The organism is Ligilactobacillus salitolerans (assembly GCF_003864415.1).
Lineage (GTDB): Bacteria > Bacillota > Bacilli > Lactobacillales > Lactobacillaceae > Ligilactobacillus > Ligilactobacillus salitolerans.
The window spans coordinates 1-22380 of sequence record NZ_BFFP01000012.1 but is presented as its reverse complement, the minus strand read 5'-3'; the positions used below and the strand labels follow the sequence as shown (position 1 = coordinate 22380).

The window sequence follows — 22380 nt, the reverse complement described above, 5'->3', positions numbered from 1 at the left end:
TAAGGGGTGAGACAGATGGAGTCTGTATTTAAAATTGGGGATCAAGTTAACTGCAAAAAATTTGGTTCACTGCAAAAAGATTTTATTGGTACGATTGAAAAAATTTATGATAATTCAGCGATGGTTTCAATTGATAAGTTTGATGAAAGCGATGCTGTTGCGGTTGCTGACTTTCACAATCGCGCGATCGTTCGTTTAGATAGTATCAAGAAACGGGCAGTCAAGGGTTAATTCTGACTGAATAATTGTTTATTGGTCAAAGGATAACCTAATTACAGGAATCGGCTGACAAAAAAGTAGTGACAAGCGCGGATTACTGTGCTATACTTGTTTTTGTTGTTGCGGGTATAGTTTAGTGGTAAAATCCCAGCTTCCCAAGCTGATGTCGCGAGTTCGATTCTCGTTACCCGCTTGACTAAAACATCTTCGGCAATGAAGGTGTTTTTTTATAGCACTAAAAAAATAAGAATAATAGATTTAATTGAATTTCGATGATAGAGACTAGTAATTAAGAGCGGTCGTTAGCGAATCTGGAAGGGTGGAAGCCAGGTGATTTAACTTAGTGAATCGTACCTCTTAGAAAACAATTAACTTTTTTATGAGTGGATCATTAATCAATTAGAGTGGTACCGCGGGCTTATTCTCGTCTCTTGCAGTTTATTTGCAAGGGACTTTTTTATTTTTGAAATTGGCACGCGCCGCGAGGAGGAAAAAGGATGGATCAGAAAAATTTAGTAGCACAGGCGATCGTTACGGCCACGGATGGCACATTGTCATTAGAGCAAGTTTTACCTAAAATCGAAGTACCCAAGAGCTATGACTTGGGTGATTACGCTTTTCCGGCTTTTATTTTAGCTAAGTCTTATCATAAAGCACCACAGATGATTGCTCAGGAACTAGTTGAAAAAATTCCGCAGGAAGATTTTGATAAAGTTCAAGCTGTCGGACCATACGTCAATTTCTTTTTGGCTAAGCAAAGTTTCAGTCAAACGATCTTGCAAGATATTTTAGGCCAGCAAGCTGAATATGGCGCGCAAGATCTAGGACACGCAGGAAACGTTCCAATCGATATGTCTTCGCCTAACATTGCAAAGCCAATGTCAATGGGGCATCTGCGGTCGACTGTGATCGGTAATTCTTTAGCTGAACTGTTGAAAAAAGTTAACTACAATCCTATTAAGATCAACCATTTGGGTGATTGGGGGACTCAGTTCGGCAAGTTGATCGAAGCCTATAAACTCTGGGGTAATGAAGAAGAAGTCCGGCAAGATCCAATCAATACTTTGCTGAAATACTATGTGCATTTTCATGAAGTTGACCAAGAACAACCGGAACTGGATGATGAAGCACGGGCTTGGTTTAAGAAATTAGAGGATGGCGACCAAGAAGCACATTCTTTATGGAAATGGTTCAGAGATGAATCCCTGAAATTCTTTAAGGGCATCTACCAGGAATTAGGGATCGACTTTGATTCTTATAATGGCGAATCGTTCTATAATGACAAGATGGATGAGATCGTGGAGCTCTTAGAAGAAAAGGGTCTCTTAAAAGAAAGCCGCGGCGCTGAGATCGTTGACCTCGAAAAATATAATTTGAATCCTGCTTTAATCAAAAAGACCGATGGAACGACTCTTTATATTACTCGTGATCTGGCTGCTGCTCTTTATCGTTTCAGAACATATGATTTTACGCAATCTCTGTATGTTGTGGGGAATGAACAGACCAACCATTTCAAGCAGCTGAAAGCTGTTCTCAAAGAGATGGGCTATGATTGGTCCGACCAGATCCACCACATCCCATTTGGTTTGATCACTGCCGGTGGTAAGAAGCTCTCGACTCGCCGCGGCAACATTATTTTGTTAGAAGATGTTTTGAACGATGCTGTTGCTTTAGCTGAGAAGCAGATCGCTGAAAAGAACCCTGATTTGCCGAATAAAGAGCAGGTGGCGCACGATGTCGGAGTTGGGGCAGTCATTTTCCATGATTTGAAAAATGAGCGTTTAAACAACTTCGACTTTAACTTGGAAGAAGTTGTTCGTTTTGAAGGTGAAACTGGACCATACGTTCAGTATACACACGCGCGTGCCATGAGTATTTTACGCAAGGCAGGGGATATCGATCGGGATAATTTAAACATTGTTGGTCTCAATGATGAAGGCTCTTGGGAAGTCGTTCGTCAGTTGGCTAACTTCCCAGCTATGATCAAGCGAGCCGTTGAAGAATATGAACCTTCAGTGATCGCTAAGTATGCGATCCGTTTAGCTAAATCTTTTAACAAGTACTATGCTCATACTAAGGTCTTGACAGATGATGAACAGAAAGATTCTCGTCTAGCGATGGTCGCCAGTGTGGCTGTTGTCTTGAAAGAAGCTCTGCGTTTGCTTGGCGTCAATGCTCCGGATGAAATGTAGCAGTTTAATTTAAGCGAAATTAAAATATCAGAAATATACCTCCAACAAAAAGCAGGCTTGACTGCTGACTATTTGTTGGAGGTTTTTTGATCCAGAACTTTGTGATTATAGACGTCAGCTAATAGTGGTAATAATCGCTGTTAGATCAGAAGATAGGGTTATGCTACGGATTAACAAATTAAAACTTGCACAAGGAATATCAAGGTGCTATAATATTAATTATTGAATACCAAATATAAACAAAATCAACAATAACTATAAGTTGAATCATAATAAAATTAGTTTAGGAGGACCAGTTTCTTCAAAACGCATTGGCGCGGAGATCAGCTGAATAAAGTTATGATAAAAATCACTAGCACATTAAAGTCTGTCGATATCCATGCACTATTGACAAGAGATTCACAGTTTAGTTTATATGAAAAAGAAATTCTAGCTGCTTCAAGTCATGCTCTGATCTACCAAGCAGGTTCAAGGGTGAGCCTGCAAGCTCAAACAGCCGGTTTACAGATCTATTGGCTAGCGCAAGGGTCATTGCTGCTAGAAGAGCCTTGTAGAAATGGCAGTACCTACTATACTTACTTGAAAGCCGGTATGTATTTTCCAGCTGACCTTGAGTTGACCCGCCAGGAAACACTTGTTTCTTCACTTCATTTTTGTGAGGATTCAGTTGTGCTCGCAATCCCATTTAAGTGTTTTGAGGATTTGAAGGTTAGGAGCAAGCACTTTTTCAATGTGGTTCATGCCAGCATGCTGGAAAAATATCTGCTGCAAAAGCAGATCCAGGAACAGTGTACTGCTGGTCAAATTACCGAACGGCTGCAAAACATTCTGATCTTTTTTGGGCAAGAATGCGGAGAGCAGCTCAGTAGCGGAGATGTGAAATTGCCCAGTGTTTTAACTTATGACACGATCGCATCTTTTGCCCATACCAGTGTGCAGACGGTTGGACAAAAGGTTAAGCAGTTCAGACAGGGTGGGATCTTATCGGATCAATCCCGCAAACTGATAATTTCAAGGACGATTTTTGAACAAGGGCTGTCTTATAAAACTGCTCTTTAACAGCTAAAAAGGTTAATAAATCTGGAGAAAGACGACTGGTCTGTGATAATATTTGATTATGAATCCATTCGGTCAACAGAAAATTGGACCCTGGGTAAGTATCAGAACTAACTTTTACAGATAAGGATGATCTAATTGAAAAAGGAATTACGCCAAGCTCGGATCGCTTCGTTGATCAAGCAGCAAATGATCCCTAACCAGGAAGCATTATTAAAGGCTTTGGAAGAAGAAGGAATTAAAGCCACCCAAGCAACTGTTTCACGGGATATTCGCGAAATGCAGATCGTTAAAGAAAGCGACGCTAACGGACAGACACATTACACCCTGTTTCAAAAGGGTGCGCAGAATCCGCAAGAAAAAGTCGCTGAACTGATCAGTGAACTCGTAGTTGAAGTTACAACAGTGCAGTTTATGAATGTTGTTAAGACGACTCCGCGAAACGCCAACGTATTGGCAGCGCTGATCGATGGAGTCGGTATTGCCGGAGTTGTGGGAACTTTGGCTGGGTATGACACCTTGGTTTTGATCAGTCCTGATGCGGATGCAGCACAGAAGATCGCCGCATATTTTGCCAAATATATGTTGGAAAAATAACACTGGCACTTTGCAGGTTGCTAAATCTTACTTAAGACGCGAGTCTCTGCGCTTTAAATTCTTAGAAGTGTGATAATATAGAACAGACTAAGTATATTATCAAGAGGAAAAATAAGTTATGAGAGATTCATCTTTTTGGAATAAGTTTAAACAGCAATTTGCACACTTCTGGAGTATTTTTTGGTCTTGGGTCGGTGAAAAGTGGAGCAGATATCAACTCTGGCGTTGGTTGGCAATTGGTTTTTTGAGTATTTTTTTAGTTGCCAGTATTTATCTGACTTTTGTCGCTAAGACGACTGATGTTTCAGGTTTAAAATCGGCTTTACAGCAGTCGACCGAGATCTACGACCAGGATAATAAAAAAGCGGGGTACCTGTACTCGCAAAAGGGGACCTGGGTTTCTTCCGACCAGTTGTCGCAGAACATGAAAGATGCAGTTCTTTCAAGTGAAGACCGCAATTTCTACCATGAATATGGTTTTTCTTTTAAAGGACTAGCCCGCGCAGCCTGGCTGCTGGTCAAAAACAAGGTAACTGGGCGAAATTATATCAGCGGCGGCGGGAGTACTTTAACTCAGCAGCTGGTAAAAAATGCATTTTTATCGCAGGAACAGACTTTCACTCGTAAGGCCAAGGAAATCTTTATTGCGATGCAGGTTGAAAATGAGTACAGCAAGAATGAGATCTTGACGATGTATTTAAACAATGCTTATTTTGGCAATGGAGTCTGGGGAGTAGAAGACGCCGCCCAGAAGTATTTTGGTGTGCATGCTTCTGAATTGACAGTACCTCAAGCTGCTACTCTGACAGGGATGTTATCTAACCCGGCTCAATATAATCCCATCGACCATATCCAAGCTGCACGGCAAAAGCGGAACTTGGTATTGACGACGATGGTCAAAAATAAAAAGATTTCTCAAGCCCAAGCAACTCAATATCAAGCTGCAGGGATGGTATTGAATGATACTTACCAATACCGTTCGGGTTATAAGTATCCTTACTACTTTGATGCTGTGATCGACGAGGCTATTAAGGATTATGGCCTGACTGAAGCGGAAATTATGAACCGCGGCTATAAGATCTACACCTCCTTGGACCAGCAGCAGCAATCTCAGATGCAGTCAACCTTCGCGGATTCCTCCCTGTTTCCAAATGCGGCTAGCGATGGGACTAAGGCTCAGGCGGGTTCAGTTGCGATCGACCCGAAAACAGGCGGCGTTAACGCAGTAGTTGGCGGTCGGGCTGAGACACATGTTTTCCGCGGTTATAATCGTGGGACCGGGCTGATCCGTTCGCCAGGGTCAACGATCAAACCACTAGCGGTATATGCACCGGCACTACAAAGCGGCTATCATTATGACTCTAAGGTTGAAGATAAGCTGCAAGGTTTTGGCAAGAATGAATATACGCCCCACAACTGGGATGACCAGTATGCAGGCGAGTTGCGGATGTATCAAGCCTTAGCTTTGAGTAAGAACACAACTGCTGTTTGGCTGCTGAATAAGATCGGTGTCAAAAAAGGCTTCCGCTCAGTTGAAAAATTCGGGATCCCATTAGACAAAACCGATGAAAATCTGAGTCTTGCCTTGGGTGGCCTGAAAAAGGGTGTTTCCCCTTATCAGATGGCCAGTGCTTATACAGCGTTCGCCAACAATGGTGTCCGTAAAAGTCCGCATTTTATCACTAAAATTGTGGATTCTGAAGGCAAGACGATCGTGGATCGGACCAATGTCAAATCAACACACGTGATCTCCAGTCGTGTTGCCAAGCAAATGACCAGCATGATGATGGATGTCTACACCAATGGTACGGGCGTTTCCGCTAAACCGGACGGGTATACGATCGCCGGCAAGACCGGTTCGACTGAAAGTACTACGGCTTCGAATAACAATAATGATGATAATGATAAGTGGTACATTGGATATACTCCAGATGTTGTTGTGGCAACATGGATCGGGTTTGATTCGTCCAAATATTCGATTGCTAATGTTGGCACCAACGCTGGTTCGGCCCTCTTTAAAACTGAGATGGAAGGGATCTTGCCAACGACAGCTCAAAGTTCATTTAACGTCAAGTCCGCTTCAACTAGGTACAATGAAACTTTAGCTGGTAAAAGCGATGCTTCTTCTAACACTTGGAATTCGATCGAAAAAGCGGGCGAAGGACTGAAAAAGAAATTTTCTGAAGGTACATCCGGCATTAGAGATAAGGCTAGTCAAGCTGCTGAATCCGGGAAACGGTACCTCGAAAGTATCTTCGGACGCTAAGTTAGACGGCAATAAATTATTTGGTTGCCATGGCTTTAAATGTTACAATAATAATTAATATCAGCAAGGAGGACATCTACGTGATCAATATTTATGATTCAGCTAATCAACTGGAACAAGACCTGCGTCAGACGCAAGAATATCTTGATTTAAGCGCAGCTATGGCTAAGCTTAAAGCAGAACCTCAAGCATTTGATTGCTTCAAGCGGGTTCAGCAAGCTCAAAAGGATCTGCAAACCAAACAAATGCAGGGTGATCTTTCAGACAAAGATATGGAAGAAATCAAAAAATTGGCAGATGAAGCACAAAACTATGACAGTTTGTCCGATTTAATGCAAAAAGAACAAGCTTTAAATGCTGTTTTTGAAGAGATCAATAAGATCATTTTCAAACCAGTTAGCCAGTTATATGATTTCGAATAGTACGCGGGAAGGGACTGTTTCTTGAAAGACAGTTCCTTTTTCTTTTATGTACTGCGTTGAGTTCAAAAAAGCAGGAGGCAAATTGTGGAGACCAAAAAGATTTTCGACTATCAGGTTGATGATAACATGGCTCTTTTTGTACTAATAAAGGGAGCTGATGTGCGGATCGCGAAAAACGGCAAAAAATTCATTGCTTTTACTTTCGCTGATCGTTCAGGCGAGATCAGTGCTAAGTTCTGGGACGCCTCAGAGCAAGACATCGAATTATTTGAAGCTGGGAAAGTTGTTTTCTTGCAAGGAAAAAGGGAGACATATCAGCAGAATCCGCAGATCAAAATTTATAAACTACGTTTGGCAACTGAAATGGAGCCGGCTGATCCGAGCCTTTACTTGCAAAGCGCGCCAGAAAGTACGCAAGACATGGAAAAAGAACTCGATGAGGTTATTTTTGAAATTACCAATCCAAATTGGAATCGGATCGTGCGCTACTTATTAAAAAAATATCATGCTCAGTTTTTCAGCTTTCCGGCTGCTAAAAAGAATCACCATGATTTTGCTGGCGGTTTAGCCTTCCACACACTGTCAATTTTGCACCTGGCTCAGTCAGTTGTTAAAGAATACCCAGGGCTGAATGCACCACTCCTTTATTCCGGTGTGATTTTGCACGATCTCGGAAAAAGCTTAGAGCTTTCCGGTCCCGTTGCGACTGTTTATACCGTCCCGGGGAATTTGCTGGGACATATCGTTTTAGTTGATGAGGAGATCACTGAAGCGTGTGATAAGCTCGGGATCGATAAAATGAGCCAAGACGCAATTTTGTTACGCCATATGATCGTTTCTCATCACGGGTTGCTGGAGTACGGGTCGCCTGTGCGTCCGCACCTGCTGGAAGCCGAGATTTTACATCACTTAGATGATTTAGATGCTTCGATCATGATGATGAATAAGGCACTTGATCATACGGCACCTGGAGAATACACTGAGAGAATTTTTGGGATGGATGGGCGCAACTTCTACCGGCCGACAGAAGATGGTTCTTTAGCCAAACCAGAGTAATTTGACAGAATAAAGCAGCGCAAAAATACCGGGCTGATCATCGTGCGGCGCCAAATCTTTCAATCAGTTTCAATTTCCAGTCACAGCAGCCAAAAATGGCTAGAAAGTGGGAACATTTTTCGAAAGCAGGGTTCTATGCAAGATATATGAAAAGCTAACTAAAAAACAAAGAGTAAAAGCGGGACCAAAAAAAGGAGTTTATCATGAAATACTTCCTACAAATTGAAAACGCGATGTTGTTTATTTTGACGGCTTTTATTTATTTTTACCACTTTCATTTTTCTTGGGTTATTTTTCTGCTTGGAATTTTACTAGTTGATTTGTCGCAAGTCGGTTATTTATTTAACAAGCAGAGTGGGGCGGTTTTGTATAACTTGTTTCATAACCTTGTTTTACCGGCATTGCTCTTGTCAGCTGCGCTATTGACTAAAAAAGATTTGCTATATATGACAGCTTTGATACTCTTTGCACATGTCTGGATGGACCGGATGCTTGGATTTGGGTTGAAGTACGGAGATAGTTTTCAGCATACGCATCTATCGTAAACTTGCAGCTGGTTGAATGTGATCAGCAGCTGAGTTCTGCGACTAAAGTAAAAAAACAGGGACAAAATTCTGAATTCAGAATTTTGTCCCTGTTTTTTTGAAAAGATGATAGTCATTGATTTGAGAGAAGACTATTTTGAACTGGAACTTGTGCCAATATAGTCGGAAAGGATATCTTTAAGGTCGCTGTCTTTAATGTTGACCTTACCCTTTTTAAGCTCTTTAGAGATGACTTTTTGCATGTAAGTTGAATCTTGCATCTTATCATCTAAGATTTGTTTCTTCAATTCAGCTTTATGATCTGAGAGCTTGCCTTTACCAGGGTTCTTAATGGAATAGATCACATGGTAACCATAGCTGGTCTTAACTGGCTGAGCTGTAAATTCACCTTGTTTTAACTTGAAGGCTGCATTCTTGAAGGCGCTGACCAAGCTAGTGTCAGTGTTGTCGAAGGCTGGCAGTTTACCACCTGAATTTTTAGTCTGGGTATCAGTTGAGTACTTCTTGGCTAAGGCTTTGAAGTTCTTATAGCTGCCGTCTTTTTTCAAGCTGGCAATGATCGTTTCAGCCTGTTTCTTGCCGGCATCGTTGCCTTTCAACAGAATATGGCCGACAGTGACTTTAGGCTGATAAGACTTCCACTGTTTTTGCAGCTGTTTATTTGTTACCTTAGTGTTAGCTTTAACAGCTTCTTGCAATAAGAGGGAAGAACGCAATTGTTTCTTATATGAGCTCTTGGTCATTCCATTTTGTTGGAGGATGGAATTAAATGAGGAACCATATTGCTTCTTAGCCGTATTGTATTGTGCGGTGACTTTCTTATCGGAAACCTTTTTGCCGTAGTTGCCTTCCAGCACTTTATCTAAGATCATCTGCTGCAAAACTTGCTTACCGGAGGAAGTCTTCTTCATACTATCGTAGTATTCGCTCTCCGTGATCTTACCGCCTGATGTTGTGGCAACGGTCTTGGAACAAGCTGCTAGACTGAAAGCCATCAAGATCGCAGCTAATCCGGTTACCCATTTTTTCATTCTGTGAACACATCCATTTCTATATATATTATGTTTAATCAGTCACAGACTAACGATTATTACTATAACATAAAAAACATAACCTTAGAAAGTGCCTGAATAAATTTACTTTAACTTAAAAATTGTAACGAAATCAGTTATCTCGCTGATCGTGAATAGTTATTTATTCATCTTTGCGATGCTTTGGTTTAACTTTTTAAGTTTAGGCTCTGCTTCTTGCAGAAAGTCTTGGATCTCTGTGGTAATTTCTTCAACGGTGTTTAGAGCACTTTTTGTCTCAGTGATCAGGTTTTTGGTAGAGACAGTTGTGTTTTTGAGTGCTGATTTCACAGTGAGTTTGGTTGAAGCAGGGCTGGTTTTAGCCTGCTGTTTTTTATAGAAAAGCCAACCCAGAGCGGTGGAACCGCCGATCAGTGTTAAAAGTACTGTTTTTTTCATAGTTGTCCCTCACTTTGGTTGAATATTTTTAGCGATCCGGTCTGCGATCTCGTTGAGTTTCTTTGCATCGTATTTGTCAGAGTTATCACTGAAATGCATGCTAAAGTCGTCGTCAGAATTGTACCGTGGGATCAAATGGATATGAGAGTGGAATACCGACTGGTAAGCTAATTCTCCGTTGTTATTCAAAATGTTGAGGCCTTTGATCTCAGGATCAGAGTCGCGTAATGCACGTGCAATTTTAGGGATCCGTGCAAAAACATCTGCCGCCAGTTGTTCATCGTAGCCGTAGATATCATTGACATGCTTGTTAGGGACCACTAAGGTATGTCCTGGTGTAGTCTGTGATAAGTCTAAAAAGGCAGTCACGGCATCGTCTTGATAGACCTGTGTACTTGGGATCTCACCAGCAATGATTTTGCAAAAAATACAATCTTCCATATTAAGGAACCTTCTTTCCATGTAATAATTAGTATATAGTCCCAGTATACACTAGACACGAATTTTTTTAAGTATTTGGCGGTGCAAAAAGTCAATGTTATAATCTAAAAAGGATTAAAAGGCTATATTCTTGGCATTCAAAATTTAGAAAAAGACGTGTAATTAGTTAGAAGGTAAATTGTTCTTGAGAGGATCTTTTTAGAGAGGAACTAAAAGATGAGTTTAGAAGTTGAACATTTAGTCGGGGGTTATTCTTCGCTCCCTGTTTTAAAAGATATTTCATTCGAGGTCAAGCAGGGGACACTGGTCGGCCTGATCGGCCTGAATGGTGCGGGAAAATCAACCACGATCAATCATATTATTGGGCTCTTGCGGCCGCAAAAGGGGTCGATCAGTTTAAATGGCGTCTCCCTCCAAAATGCCCCGGCTGCCTACAAGAAGAAAATTGCGTATATTCCTGAGATACCAGTCCTCTACGATGAGTTGACATTAAAAGAGCACTTGGAACTAACGATGATGGCTTATAAGTTGGAGCAAAAGCAGGCTTGGGACCATGCTTTGCGCTTGCTAAAAATTTTTCGTTTAGAAAAGAAATTAGATTGGTTTCCAATCAATTTTTCTAAAGGGATGAAGCAAAAGGTAATGATTGTTTGTGCGATGCTGCCAGATGTTGATCTTTTGTTGGTGGATGAGCCTTTTTTGGGCTTAGACCCCTTGGCAACCCGTGATTTGTTGAATCTTTTGGCGGAAAAGAAAGAAAATGGGACGGCGATTTTGATGTCGACTCACGTTTTAAGCACGGCGCAAGAGGTGTGCGATAGTTTTGTGATGATCGATGAGGGACAAGTCTTAGCCGATGGAACTTTTGCAGACTTACGGAAGCAAAGTCGGCAGCCGACTGCTTCACTCTCTGAGATCTACCTTGATATGACTCAAAAGTAAGCCAGTCGTTTGTGGGAAAACATCAGCTTCTTGAGAACTTTTATGAAATTTGAACAGGATCAGCAAACGACTTAAAAGTTGATCGGTCAAATTTACAGCAAGAAGCAGATGAACCAAGCAGCCGTCGGAAAATACTGGTGCATTTCTAGAAAAACAAAAGAAAAGTGGTCTGAAGCTATGACAAAATACTTCTGGAGATACCCGTGGCGGCTCGCTTTTACTGTGGTAGCGAACATCACCGCTGCAGGAGTGCTTGTTGCCTATTCCTATGTTTTACAGTTGATTACAGATATTGCCACGGGAGCCATCCAGCTGAGCTTTGCACTTGCGGTACCAGCTGTTATTGTTTACTTAATCGTGCAAGCTTTAACTGATAGTACAGCGGAATATTTGAATGAATCAGTTCCGGCACGAATTGGGCAAGAGCTGCGCGGTGAACTGTTTACTCATTATAATCAGTTCCGGCCGTTGCATTTTTATCAAAAACAGGTCGGACAGTATGTTGCGCAGTTGACTAAGCAGGTGGATGTGGTGACCCAGAGCTATTTCCATGTTATTTTACGGGTCGTTTATCTCGTCAGTTTACTCATCTTAGCAGTACTGGGAACTTTTTTGATCGATCCGGTGATCACGGTGGGTGTTGCACTTTTAAGCTTGCCTGCAGTGATTTTTCCTTTTTTAGTCAAAAAATGGCTGGAGTCGGCTAAAACTGATCTGGTCATAGCCATAGAAAATTATACGAGCAAAGTTGCAGATATCTTAGCCGGTTTTACAACGATCCAGTATGCACTTTCAGTCCCCCAGTTTAAAAGAAAACACGAGCGTGCGAGTAAACAGGTTTTACTAAAAACGGTCAGGGACCAACGAATTCAAAAAATTACAAGCGGTGTGTCTGATTTTCTAGGTGATGTCATGTATTTGGGTGCTTGGTTGATGGGTGCGTATTTTGTGCGCAGAGGAGAGATCACCTTAGGGCAGCTGGTGGCTTTCTCCCAATTAGCAAGTTTGTTTAATTGGCCAATGGCGATGCTGACAGAAATGCTGGCTGAGTTTTATGGCGGACGTAAGCAGGCGCGCGAACTGGCGATGATCTTGAAAACAACTACTGACGGTCCATTATTTCTCCCAGAGCAAACGAATTTTTCTATTTCACTCAATAATGACCCCTTAATTGAATTTCAGAATGTCAGTTATCAAGTTGACGATAAACAAATTTTGCAGTCGATCGATCTGCAGTTTGCAGCCGATAAGAAATATCTCGTTGTCGGTGCAAGCGGCAGCGGCAAGACGACCCTGATCCGAACCTTGCTGGGGGATTTAGCTCCAACTGCGGGTACGGTTAAATTGCAGGGCAAACCAATGATAGAGTTTGATCGGGGTGCGGTTTATTCAAATTTCGGAGTAATGACCCAAAAGCCGGATATTTTTCAGGGCACAGTTCGAGAAAACGTCACTTTGTTTGACCAAAGCTTTTCAGCGGACGCGGTCAAAAAGGCCATTTATCGCGCGGGATTGGGTTCCTGGCTGATCCAGCATGGTTTAGACACGCAAATCAGTGCGGAGTCGCCCTTATTGTCAGGTGGAGAAAAACAGCGCTTAGTGCTGGCCAGGTTATTCTTACATGATCCTCCTTTTATGATTTTCGATGAATTGACCACTGGACTTGATCCGCAGATCGCTGCAAAACTGCAGATGGACCTGCTTTCGATGCGACAAGGATTTATTCTGATCACGCATCAATATAACGCGGCAACATTCGCGCAGGTGGATGAAATCATTGTTCTTCAAGAAGGTCAGGTTATGGCACGGGGAAATGCGGGGGACGTGGAGGTTTCTGAAGCTTTGACAGATCTACAATTGATCTAACTTCATGGCAGCGAAACTGCAATTTAGCCTCTGAAATTCAACCATTACCTAAAATATTATTGATCTCTGAGAAAATGAAACGAAAAAATTGTGTCAGGACCTTGGTTTTTCATCCATTTGGTACCTGGCGCAGAAAGGCGGTTCATTAGTATGAATGAACTATGGAAAAAACGACGCGCGTCATACCAGCAAAAACTTTTGAAATACTTGCGCTTTGTTTTTAATGATCATTTTGTGATCGCGCTGCTCTTTTTATTTGGAGCTGCAGCACTTTCATATTCGAATTTCTTAAAGTCGCTTTCACCGCAAAGCGATCTCTGGTGGGCAAAACCACTGGCAGCCTTGATCTTGCTTTTCTTGCTGCATAGCAATCAATTGGCGACTCTTCTAAAAAAACCGGATCCGGTATTTTTGCTGCCGCGCGAGCAAGGAATGCGCGACTATTTTAAGGCAGCTTTTCAGCACAGTGCCACAGTAGTTGGAACAGTTCAAGTTGTGTACTTCTGCTTATTATTGCCGTTTTTATTATTGGCAGCCCATTTAAGTCTGGCAAGTTCTATTTGTTTAGGGCTGACGCAGCTGGTCTTGGCGATCCAACGGATCGAGCAGCAAGGAGCAGCGATGTATCTTCCTTTGCCCCGGAATTGGAAATGGCAAGTTGTATTTGCTTGGCTGCTTCCTGCAGTTATTTTAGCAGGCGGTTTATATCTAAGCAGTCTCTTGAGCTTAATTTTGGCGCTTATCTTGGCGGGTACCCTTAGATCCTTGCAAAAAGTTAAGCTGGCACAAAGCCCGCTGGACTGGCGTTATGCCAATACAAAAGAAGATGGGCGTCAATCGCAGTTAGCCCGCTTTTTTAATATGTTTACGGATGTTGCGACTCTTTCGCCGCAACCGAAACGGCGCCGCTATCTAGACAGGCTCTTACCTCAAGCTAAACCAAGTTCAGCGGGATTTTTTAAGTACCTTTTCTGGCGCGGTTTTCTTCGCAGCGGAGAGTACAGCAGTTTGTATTTAAGATTAACATTCTTGTGTTGGCTGATCCTATTCTTCCTGCCAAATTACTGGTTGGCACTGGCGATTGCTGCACTTTTCATTTATTTGATAGCTTTTCAATTATTGCCGATCTACATGATGTACGATGAAGTTGTATTTATGCACACGTATCCTATAAATATACAAAATAAATTTAAAGCATTTTCTTGGGTCTTATTTTCTCTGCTTTTAGCCAGCACGATACTCTTCACTATTCCGCTGGCTACCCAAGGCTTTGGACTGGTAAAAACCTTGCTGGGCCTGCTTTTATTGCTGGTTGAGAGCTGGCTGCTTGCAAGAATATACAGCAAATTGAGACTTAAGAAAATTGCTTGACACCAATAGCGTGAATTTGTAGACTTGATGTAGTGATCAGTTCTGAGGAAGTCAGACTGATAATTATGAACTGAAAAGGAGCGTTGTCCAGATGGATCTCAATTTAGAGAATGGCTGGCAAGTGCTCCCAATCGGCGGAGATACTGGTACGGCATATATGGGGATCAAGCAGCAGGAAAAAGTTTTCTTGAAGCGGAATCCATCACCGTTTATTGCGGCTCTTTCACTTGAGGAGATCACTCCTAAGCTGATATGGTCTAAACGGATGCAGACCGGCGACACTTTGACGGCACAACAATGGATGAATGGGCGTTGTCTTGAGCGTAGCGAGATGCATTCAACTCGAGTCCTTGACTTATTAAGCAGGGTCCATCATTCAGACCTCTTAAAGAGGATGCTCGAGAAAGTCGGTGGTGTGCATTATCATCCAGAGGATTTTTTGACCTTGTACTTTCGCGGAGTTCCAGCAGAGTTGCTGGCACATCCCTTATTGAAAAAATGCGCCGCTTACCTTGAGACGCACTTACCGCAATATGAAGAAAGCCAGTATGAGGTTTCGCATGGTGACTTGAATCGCAAGAATTTTCTCTTGTCTGATTCGGGTGATTTGTACCTTGTGGATTGGGAATCAGTAATGTTTGCTGACCCAGCAAAGGATCTCAGCATGTTAATGTGCCGCTATGTCCCACGCGCAGATTGGAAGCAATGGCTGGAAAGCTATTTTGGAAAAGAATTACCGGAGGCAATGGAGTTTCGAATTCAGTGGTATGCACTGATGAATCTCCTTTTGGACGTAAAGTATCACTATCGGCGTGGTCGTTTCCATGAAATGAACCAAGACATACTCAAAATACAAGCAATTTTTACAAATATTTACGCATAACTTAACGATATCAGAGCAGCTTAAATAAAGTTCATAGTTTTAGTTCTAGTAAGTAAGGATCCCTCAGGGAAGCAGAACCCCTGGGGATTTTTTGCGGTAAAATAGTAGTGTGAGCAAAGAAACTTAACTGCGATTTCTTCGCAGCTTGGAGGAAGAAATGAGATTAAAAAATAAACCCTGGGCTTTACCATTAATTCAAGAAAATCCGCAATATGTAGTCACAGAACCGCAAAAATTTCGTGGTCAATGGCAGGAACGATTTGCCGCCAGACAACCTTTAATGATCGAAGTTGGAATGGGAAAGGGACGGTTCATCCTAGAAATGGCACGTCAAAACCCAGATAAGAATTTTATCGGCTTAGAGGTTCAGACAACGGCGACTGGGATCGCATTAAAAAAACAATTGGCAGCCAATTTACCCAACCTGCAGTTTATCTGCGGCGATGGCAATGAGATCACAGAAATGTTTGCGCCAGGCGAAGTTGCCGGGATCTACCTGAATTTCTCTGATCCTTGGCCCAAAAAACGGCATGCTAAACGGCGGTTGACTTACCGGACATTCCTGGCTCAGTATCAGCAAATTATCGCCTCAGACGGCCTGCTTGAATTCAAGACAGATAACCAGGGGCTTTTTGAATATTCTTTAGCTTCGCTGAACAACTACGGGATGGTCTTTGACCAAGTCTGGTTGGATCTGCATCATTCAAAAGAAGCTGCTGACAATGTGATGACTGAATACGAGGAAAAATTTAGTCAAAAGGGACAACCGATTTATAAGCTGGCTGCCCGTTTTGAAAGTAAAAATTAAGCTTCACATTGCGGTAAACATTAAGATATGAAAATGGCTGGAATTATACTATAATTGATTTTAAACACTTACACAGGGCAGCAGGCTGAGAGCTTGCAACTAGCAGCCAGCATGCAGATCGCAGTATTGTGAGTTTGTTAATGCGATCTTTGCCCTTTTATTTTTGGAGGTACTATCATGGAAATGTTAGCTAAAATGAATAAACAACAATTAGAAGAAAAGCTTGGCTCTGGGCAATATGTTCTGTTCTTTACCGCTGATTGGTGCCCGGATTGCCGTTTTATTAAACCGGCAATGCCTGAGATCGAAGCGGATTTTGCCGATTATACCTTTATTCAGGTCGATCGTGACGAGAATATCGATCTTTGCCAAGAATTGATGGTTATGGGGATCCCAAGCTTTATTGTTTATCAAGACGGCAAAGAAGTTAGTCGTTTCGTGAATAAAGATCGGAAAACTAAAGCAGAAGTTGAAGATTTCTTAGTTGCTGCTAAATAATTATCAAGGGATAGAGGAGACTAATTTAAAATTATGCTGATCGCAAGTTACAATTTGGCACAAACCGGTGATGTCCTGATGGTCGTTTTACGTCAGGATACCACGCAACAAGTTTATGAAAAGAAAAATAATATCGTGCGAATTTATGATGAAAAAAGCGGTAAAACGTTAGGTTATAACTTTTTTGCCGCTTCAACATATTTGCCGCAATTAAATGCAGCTGGTCAAGTCAATTTGACCGCCGAACAAGTAGAACTTTTAAACCAGCAATTGCTCGCAAATGGGATGCCTGCCGAACTAGTTGTTGATGATCAGCCGCACTTCGTGGTCGGCTATGTGGAGACAATGGAAGAACATCCTGACTCGGATCATTTGCATGTTTTATCTGTTCTAGTCGATGGCGACGAGCACTTGCAGATTGTCTGCGGTGCACCTAATATTGCCGCGGGGCAGAAAGTTGTCATTGCTAAAGTTGGTGCGATGATGCCTTCTGGTGCAATTATCTGGCCGGGTAAACTCCGTGGGATCGACAGCTTTGGTATGGTTTGTTCAGCACGCGAGCTGGCCTTGCCAAATGCTCCGCAAAAGCGCGGCATCCTTGAACTTCCCGCTGCTGATTATCAAGTCGGCGAAGCATTTGATTTTTTACAAGCTGCAAGTTTGTTCTCAGCTTAAAAGGAATTTAATTGGTAGGGCGAGCTCCTTATGGCAAACGTTATGTGCCATGGTTTGCTCTTTTATCCGGGTAGTGGGTGCATTTTTGCAAGGAACACTGCCCGATTTTTTTATGATTGGATGATTAACTGATGAAACATTATGATGGACCAGCATTTTATCGAGTACAGCGTGGTCCGAAAAAACAAATGAGCACACCTGAAAAATTTAATAGAAAAAAAGATGCCCATGTTCATCGGTCTGTTGCACAGCAGGATGCACAGCATGAAGTTCGTGTTCAAGTTTCTCAAACAGCGATCAGTTCAAGACCTTTTCGACCGTCTTATATTCCTCCTTCGATCTTAAATAGGTCGCAATCCAAAAAAGCTGCGCCAACGATTTCTTATCCGCGTTTATACCAAGAATTGCACAAAAAGGCAGAAACCTATTTTTGGTTGTCAGATCAGGAAGATGGCAGCGAGCCTACTTTTGACTTGACTGCAGACTTACAAAGCAAGGCAAATCAACCAGCAAAAACTGCAGCTCAAGGCGAGGATCAAAAGGGGCCAGCTTTTTCAAGTACTCAGTCGGCCGAGGCTGATCAGGCTTTCTCAAGTCAAAGCGAGTCTGAAGTTATCTTACCTACGGAAACATTCTTGCCGCAACATCTAAGAAGCGGCTTAGACGAAAAAGCAGAGGATTTAAATGACGGAACAGTTCAAGCAGCAGAGGTTCAGGATCAACTGATCTTGCCAGATGAAAATCAAGCTGAAAAGCTGACTTATTTGGGTGAAAAGCCCCTAGATTTGGACGAGGCTGCCACTCATCAGCCTCAAGTTGAAACAAAACCTGTACAGACTATTCTAGCGGGTCCTAAAGAACCAACTGAAGTTTTTGTTCCAAAGAAAGAACAACAAGAGCTTAGTCCTGCAATTTCTCCAGAGAAAGCAGAGCAGTCGGACAGCAAGAACGATGAAAAAGAACATACTGAACTCGTAATCAGAGATCAACAGCCCCAACGAATAGAGCCTAAAGAGCGGGCCTTAAATCGTTCTTTCGCTGATATCTTAGATTTTGAGCAAAATGATCAGCGAAACTTAAGTCTGTTTTCGCAGCACGAAAGTCTTGTCAAAGATACTAAGCAGGCTGCAACTGAAGCGGCAGATGCCAGTTATCAATTTCCAGGGCTTGAGTTGCTGCCTGAGCCAGTAGTGGACGATGATCCACAGCTCGATGAATGGGTTTTGAAAGAAGCAGATACTTTAAACGAGACCCTGCAGGCTTTTCATGTGAATGGGACCGTTAAAGATTGGACGATCGGTCCGACTGTGACGCAGTTCGAGATCACTTTAGGGCGTGGTGTTAAGGTCAATAAGGTCACAAATTTAACCGATGACTTAAAGTTGGCTTTGGCAGCTAAAGATATTCGCATCGAAGCGCCAATTCCTGGTAAAAGCAGTATTGGCATCGAGATCCCAAATAGAACTTCCCGGCCTGTGATGCTCAAAGAGGTCTTGCAATCACAAGCCTTTCAGTCGGCACGTTCACCTTTAACGGTTGCTTTAGGGGTCGATTTATTCGGTAAACCACGTGTAACTAATTTAAAGAAGATGCCGCATGGTCTGATTGCTGGGGCAACAGGGTCAGGAAAATCTGTTTTTATTAATAGTTTACTGATCTCCTTGTTGTACAAAGCCAAACCTTCAGAAGTTAAATTACTTTTGATCGACCCGAAGGCGGTTGAAATGGCTCCTTACCAAAAAATTCCGCATCTTTTGGCTCCGGTAGTCTCAGACCCCCAGTCTGCTGCGGCAGCCTTGAAATGGGTCGTCAAGGAGATGGAGGAAAGGTATGAGCGTTTAGCAGCAAGCGGAGCGCGAAATATTGATAGTTTTAACGAGAAGGCTGCAGCCGCGGGCGACTTTGGGCTCAAGATGCCATATATTGTCATTGTGATCGATGAATTGGCTGACTTGATGATGGCTGCTGCTTCAGAAGTGCAAGATTATATTGCTCGTATTACTGCCAAAGCCCGAGCAGCGGGGATCCATTTATTGATCGCAACACAAAGACCGAGTGTCGACGTTGTGACGGGGACGATCAAAAATAATATTCCGACCCGGGTAGCCTTTATGGTTTCTAGTCAAGTTGATTCACGGACGATTTTAGATTCAGCCGGAGCAGAACGTCTTTTGGGCAAAGGAGACTTGTTGTATCTGGGTAATGGCGCGAGTCAGGCTTTGCGCCTGCAAGGAACATTTATTGATGAAGAAGTTGATCGGGTCACTGATTTTGTCAGGGCTCAAGGGCAACCGCAATATGCTTTTGACCCGGATGGTCTGAAAGAAAAGGCTCGTCAATCAGAAAATGAGGATGAGCTGATGCCCCAGGTCCTCAACTATATCGTTAACGAAGATGCAGTTTCAACTTCCAAGCTGCAGCGGGTTTTTTCGGTCGGTTATAATCGAGCAGCAAGTATCGTAGAGGACTTGGAAAACAAACAGTATATCTCTGGGGCGAAAGGCTCCAAACCGCGCGATGTTTTCTTGACGCCAGAACGTTTGGCTAAAATTCGGGAGAACTAAACACTAAAACTCTAAAATTTAGCTTTAATTCTGACTAAGTATGATAGACTAATAGCAGTAGAAACTGAAAAGAGGACACTTGTAATGAGAATGGATACGACCTATTTTTTTGTTGGTATCAAAGGGACCGGCATGAGTGCTTTAGCATTGATCCTGCACGACAAGGGCTGTGAAGTGATTGGTTCTGATATTGATAAATACACGTTCACACAGCGTGGGCTTGAACAGGCGGGAATCAAAATACTGCCATTTAACAGTGAAAATATCACAGAAAATATGACCATCGTGAAGGGAAATGCCTTTGATGATGAACAAGTTGAAATTGCCCAGGCTAAACAAATGGGCTTGCAGATCTGTACTTACCCGGAAGTTGTTGAAATGCTGGTGGAGGAGACTACTAGTATTGGTGTTGCTGGTGCACACGGGAAAACCAGTACGACTGGCCTTTTAGCACATGTTTTGAGCAGTGTTTCGCCCACAAGCTTTTTAGTTGGCGATGGTACCGGGAAGGGAACGCCCGACGCGCGCTTTTTTGCGTTTGAAGCAGATGAATATAGGCGTCACTTTGTCGCCTATCACCCAGACTATACGATCATGACTAACATTGATTTCGACCATCCAGATTACTTCACGGGGATCGATGACGTCTGCGCGGCTTTTCAGACTTTAGCCGATCAGACCAAGAAAGCGATTTTTGCTTGGGGTAAGGATCCGCACTTACGTCAAATCAAATCTAAGCTGCCGATTTATTTTTACGGCACAGATGAAAATGATGATTTTCAGGCTAAAAACATCAAGCGTACAACTAGCGGTTCGAGTTTTGATGTGTACTTTAAAGAAGATTTCTTAGGCAACTATGAGATCCATATGTTTGGCGCACATAATATCTTGAACAGTTTAGCGGTGATCGCTGTTTCCTACTTGGAAGGATTAGATCAAGCAGAAGTCCAGCAGCATCTGTTGACTTTTGCTGGTGTCAAACGCCGTTTCACTGAGAAAAAAGTTGAAGACATGATCATCATTGATGATTATGCGCATCATCCGCATGAGATCAAAGCGACTTTGGATGCTGCCCGCCAACAATACCCGGATAAAGAGATCGTAGCTGTCTTCCAGCCGCATACTTTTAGTCGGACCATTGCGTTGATGGATGAGTTTGCTGAAAGTTTAAATTTGGCAGACAAGGTTTACTTGACCGAAATTTTTAGCTCCATTCGGGAAAAGAACGGCAGCGTAACTGCTGCTGACTTAGGACAAAAAATAACTAAGGGCGGCGAAGTTTTAAGTGTCGATAATATGTCGCCATTGTTAGATTTTCACGATGCTGTGGTAGTCTTCATGGGCGCCGGGGATATTCCTAAATATGAACAAAGCTATGAGACACTGTTGAGCGCAGTGAAATTGCGCAAAAATTAGTTTTAAAGTCCGACAGATCGGCTGGAATTACTTGTTTTGCAAAAAGTATTGAGGTCTTGACTAGCGCTCCAGGCTTTCCCATGGCAGATTTGTTGTAGGGCATACTTCCCTATGGTATGATGATTTTGGAAGCTCTTTTAAAAATAACGAGAATGATGAAGAGAGGGAGATCAGATGAATAATTCGAATCAGACATACACTCCTGAAGCCAGCGGTTTAAACCGGTTCTTCACTAAGATGTATGGCTTTATGGCAGGGGCTGTTGCAGTTTCTGCTCTGGTTGCTTTTCTGTGTGCCAGTGTTTTTCCGATGCAAGTGATCAATTTTTTTGCCGGCAGCATGTGGTCAATGCTCTTGTTGTTTGCGGTCCAGCTGGTAATGGTTTTTGCGATTTCATTTAAACCCGATCGTTCTGGGCTCATGAGTGCTAGTCTGCTGTTTGCATTTGCTGGTGTTGAAGGCTTGTTCCTAAGTGTTGTCTTACTGGTTTATGATATTGGCGACATTTCAATGGCCTTTGTGGCTGCTTCAGCCGACTTTATTGTTATGGCAATTCTTGGTGCCGTTACTAAACGCGACTTGACTCGGATCGGTACTCAAGCTTTGGCAGCATTGATTGCTTTGATCGTGGTGTCGATCATCAACATCTTTTTGCAAAGTGCAATGATCACTTACTTCTTTGCTTTTATCGGCGTGATCATCTTTACGATCATGACTGCTTGGGATTCACAGACCTTTAAGAATATGTACCTTGAGTATGGTTCACAAGTCAACACGACATCGTTGGCTGTTTCTGGGGCATTACAACTGTATCTTGACTTTATCAACCTGTTCTTACAGCTGCTTTCAATTTTTTCAGGCGGCAAAGGCAGCAAGAATTAAGTATGATTTTTAGCTCAAAAAGGTGTTTGACCGTGCGGCGGCCGGCGCCTTTTTTGGGGTGTACACTTTTTTGTGTTGATGAGTAAAATCATCAGCACTATTTTTTTCTCAAAATACTAAAAAAGGACATCATTGTCCCTCAAGTGCTAAGATTAAAGTGTCCAAAAATCAATCAAAGCGAGGTTTTAATGATGTCCCAAGACAATTCTATC

At 42.5% G+C, this 22380-nt stretch carries 21 protein-coding genes and 1 tRNA gene; 19 read left to right on the top strand and 3 right to left on the bottom strand.

Going from position 1 to position 22380, the window contains the following annotated elements; all coding sequences use genetic code 11:
* Positions 1-15: 15 nt before the first annotated feature.
* From LFYK43_RS04680 to LFYK43_RS04640, 9 genes are all read left to right on the top strand, one after another.
* Complete coding sequence (locus LFYK43_RS04680; RefSeq protein WP_124975945.1) at positions 16-231, top strand: DUF2187 domain-containing protein; 216 nt, start codon at positions 16-18, stop codon at positions 229-231.
* A 110-nt stretch (positions 232-341) separates the two neighbouring features.
* A tRNA-Gly gene (locus LFYK43_RS04675) sits at positions 342-412 on the top strand.
* 304 nt (positions 413-716) lie between these two features.
* Positions 717-2411 (top strand): arginine--tRNA ligase, encoded by a 1695-nt coding sequence (argS, locus tag LFYK43_RS04670; RefSeq protein WP_124975943.1) that lies wholly within the window; start codon positions 717-719, stop codon positions 2409-2411.
* Between the two features lie 339 nt (positions 2412-2750).
* Positions 2751-3470, top strand: a complete 720-nt coding sequence (locus tag LFYK43_RS04665; RefSeq protein ID WP_124975941.1) for a cyclic nucleotide-binding domain-containing protein — start codon at positions 2751-2753, stop codon at positions 3468-3470.
* A gap of 135 nt (positions 3471-3605) precedes the next feature.
* Complete coding sequence (locus tag LFYK43_RS04660) at positions 3606-4064, top strand: arginine repressor (protein ID WP_124975939.1); 459 nt, start codon at positions 3606-3608, stop codon at positions 4062-4064.
* 118 nt (positions 4065-4182) lie between these two features.
* The gene (locus LFYK43_RS04655) at positions 4183-6330 is read left to right on the top strand and encodes a PBP1A family penicillin-binding protein (RefSeq protein WP_124975937.1); all 2148 of its coding nucleotides are present in this window, start codon (positions 4183-4185) and stop codon (positions 6328-6330) included.
* A gap of 80 nt (positions 6331-6410) precedes the next feature.
* Positions 6411-6752: a YlbF family regulator gene (locus tag LFYK43_RS04650; RefSeq protein WP_124975935.1), complete on the top strand. Its 342-nt coding sequence runs from the start codon at positions 6411-6413 to the stop codon at positions 6750-6752.
* An 84-nt stretch (positions 6753-6836) separates the two neighbouring features.
* Complete coding sequence (locus LFYK43_RS04645) at positions 6837-7808, top strand: 3'-5' exoribonuclease YhaM family protein (RefSeq protein ID WP_124975933.1); 972 nt, start codon at positions 6837-6839, stop codon at positions 7806-7808.
* 203 nt (positions 7809-8011) lie between these two features.
* Entirely contained in the window at positions 8012-8353 is a 342-nt protein-coding gene (locus LFYK43_RS04640) for a DUF4260 family protein (RefSeq protein ID WP_124975931.1), read from the top strand.
* A gap of 131 nt (positions 8354-8484) precedes the next feature.
* Here LFYK43_RS04640 and LFYK43_RS04635 read toward each other — a convergent pair whose 3' ends face one another.
* From LFYK43_RS04635 to LFYK43_RS04625, 3 genes are all read right to left on the bottom strand, one after another.
* A complete protein-coding gene (locus LFYK43_RS04635) occupies positions 8485-9384 on the bottom strand; it encodes a peptidylprolyl isomerase PrsA (RefSeq protein WP_124975929.1) in 900 nt (299 codons plus the stop codon).
* Between the two features lie 159 nt (positions 9385-9543).
* Positions 9544-9822, bottom strand: a complete 279-nt coding sequence (locus tag LFYK43_RS04630; protein WP_124975927.1) for a hypothetical protein — start codon at positions 9820-9822, stop codon at positions 9544-9546.
* A 9-nt stretch (positions 9823-9831) separates the two neighbouring features.
* The gene (locus tag LFYK43_RS04625) at positions 9832-10263 is read right to left on the bottom strand and encodes an HIT family protein (protein WP_124975925.1); all 432 of its coding nucleotides are present in this window, start codon (positions 10261-10263) and stop codon (positions 9832-9834) included.
* 216 nt (positions 10264-10479) lie between these two features.
* On the opposite strand from LFYK43_RS04625, the gene LFYK43_RS04620 reads away from it, so the two are divergent.
* From LFYK43_RS04620 to LFYK43_RS04575, 10 genes are all read left to right on the top strand, one after another.
* A complete protein-coding gene (locus tag LFYK43_RS04620; RefSeq protein WP_124975923.1) occupies positions 10480-11205 on the top strand; it encodes an ABC transporter ATP-binding protein in 726 nt (241 codons plus the stop codon).
* Positions 11206-11283: 78 nt separating this feature from the next.
* Positions 11284-13071, top strand: coding sequence for an ABC transporter ATP-binding protein (locus LFYK43_RS04615; protein WP_158609184.1), 1788 nt, complete (start codon positions 11284-11286; stop codon positions 13069-13071).
* Positions 13072-13221: 150 nt separating this feature from the next.
* On the top strand, positions 13222-14442 hold the full coding sequence (locus LFYK43_RS04610; protein WP_124975919.1) for an ABC transporter permease: 1221 nt from the start codon (positions 13222-13224) through the stop codon (positions 14440-14442).
* 91 nt (positions 14443-14533) lie between these two features.
* Positions 14534-15325, top strand: a complete 792-nt coding sequence (locus LFYK43_RS04605) for a phosphotransferase family protein (RefSeq protein ID WP_124975917.1) — start codon at positions 14534-14536, stop codon at positions 15323-15325.
* A gap of 157 nt (positions 15326-15482) precedes the next feature.
* Complete coding sequence (trmB, locus tag LFYK43_RS04600; protein ID WP_124975915.1) at positions 15483-16133, top strand: tRNA (guanosine(46)-N7)-methyltransferase TrmB; 651 nt, start codon at positions 15483-15485, stop codon at positions 16131-16133.
* A gap of 177 nt (positions 16134-16310) precedes the next feature.
* Complete coding sequence (locus LFYK43_RS04595) at positions 16311-16631, top strand: thioredoxin family protein (protein ID WP_124975913.1); 321 nt, start codon at positions 16311-16313, stop codon at positions 16629-16631.
* Between the two features lie 33 nt (positions 16632-16664).
* Positions 16665-17306 carry a YtpR family tRNA-binding protein gene (gene ytpR / locus LFYK43_RS04590; RefSeq protein ID WP_124975911.1) on the top strand — a complete coding sequence of 214 codons (642 nt, stop codon included), beginning with the start codon at positions 16665-16667 and terminating at the stop codon, positions 17304-17306.
* 131 nt (positions 17307-17437) lie between these two features.
* A complete protein-coding gene (locus LFYK43_RS04585) occupies positions 17438-19870 on the top strand; it encodes a DNA translocase FtsK (protein ID WP_124975909.1) in 2433 nt (810 codons plus the stop codon).
* A gap of 84 nt (positions 19871-19954) precedes the next feature.
* Positions 19955-21286 carry a UDP-N-acetylmuramate--L-alanine ligase gene (murC, locus tag LFYK43_RS04580; protein WP_124975907.1) on the top strand — a complete coding sequence of 444 codons (1332 nt, stop codon included), beginning with the start codon at positions 19955-19957 and terminating at the stop codon, positions 21284-21286.
* Positions 21287-21460: 174 nt separating this feature from the next.
* Positions 21461-22168, top strand: a complete 708-nt coding sequence (locus LFYK43_RS04575; RefSeq protein WP_124975905.1) for a Bax inhibitor-1/YccA family protein — start codon at positions 21461-21463, stop codon at positions 22166-22168.
* The last annotated feature ends 212 nt before the right edge of the window (positions 22169-22380 follow it).

Bases quoted from the DNA above. Each gene is read 5' to 3' on its own strand.
- LFYK43_RS04680 (WP_124975945.1), top strand. From the start codon at position 16: ATGGAGTCTGTATTTAAAATTGGGGATCAAGTTAACTGCAAAAAATTT.
- argS (WP_124975943.1), top strand. From the start codon at position 717: ATGGATCAGAAAAATTTAGTAGCACAGGCGATCGTTACGGCCACGGAT.
- LFYK43_RS04665 (WP_124975941.1), top strand. From the start codon at position 2,751: ATGATAAAAATCACTAGCACATTAAAGTCTGTCGATATCCATGCACTA.
- LFYK43_RS04655 (WP_124975937.1), top strand. From the start codon at position 4,183: ATGAGAGATTCATCTTTTTGGAATAAGTTTAAACAGCAATTTGCACAC.
- LFYK43_RS04640 (WP_124975931.1), top strand. From the start codon at position 8,012: ATGAAATACTTCCTACAAATTGAAAACGCGATGTTGTTTATTTTGACG.
- LFYK43_RS04635 (WP_124975929.1), bottom strand. From the start codon at position 9,384: ATGAAAAAATGGGTAACCGGATTAGCTGCGATCTTGATGGCTTTCAGT.
- LFYK43_RS04630 (WP_124975927.1), bottom strand. From the start codon at position 9,822: ATGAAAAAAACAGTACTTTTAACACTGATCGGCGGTTCCACCGCTCTG.
- LFYK43_RS04625 (WP_124975925.1), bottom strand. From the start codon at position 10,263: ATGGAAGATTGTATTTTTTGCAAAATCATTGCTGGTGAGATCCCAAGT.
- LFYK43_RS04620 (WP_124975923.1), top strand. From the start codon at position 10,480: ATGAGTTTAGAAGTTGAACATTTAGTCGGGGGTTATTCTTCGCTCCCT.
- LFYK43_RS04610 (WP_124975919.1), top strand. From the start codon at position 13,222: ATGAATGAACTATGGAAAAAACGACGCGCGTCATACCAGCAAAAACTT.
- LFYK43_RS04605 (WP_124975917.1), top strand. From the start codon at position 14,534: ATGGATCTCAATTTAGAGAATGGCTGGCAAGTGCTCCCAATCGGCGGA.
- trmB (WP_124975915.1), top strand. From the start codon at position 15,483: ATGAGATTAAAAAATAAACCCTGGGCTTTACCATTAATTCAAGAAAAT.
- LFYK43_RS04595 (WP_124975913.1), top strand. From the start codon at position 16,311: ATGGAAATGTTAGCTAAAATGAATAAACAACAATTAGAAGAAAAGCTT.
- ytpR (WP_124975911.1), top strand. From the start codon at position 16,665: ATGCTGATCGCAAGTTACAATTTGGCACAAACCGGTGATGTCCTGATG.
- LFYK43_RS04585 (WP_124975909.1), top strand. From the start codon at position 17,438: ATGAAACATTATGATGGACCAGCATTTTATCGAGTACAGCGTGGTCCG.
- murC (WP_124975907.1), top strand. From the start codon at position 19,955: ATGAGAATGGATACGACCTATTTTTTTGTTGGTATCAAAGGGACCGGC.
- LFYK43_RS04575 (WP_124975905.1), top strand. From the start codon at position 21,461: ATGAATAATTCGAATCAGACATACACTCCTGAAGCCAGCGGTTTAAAC.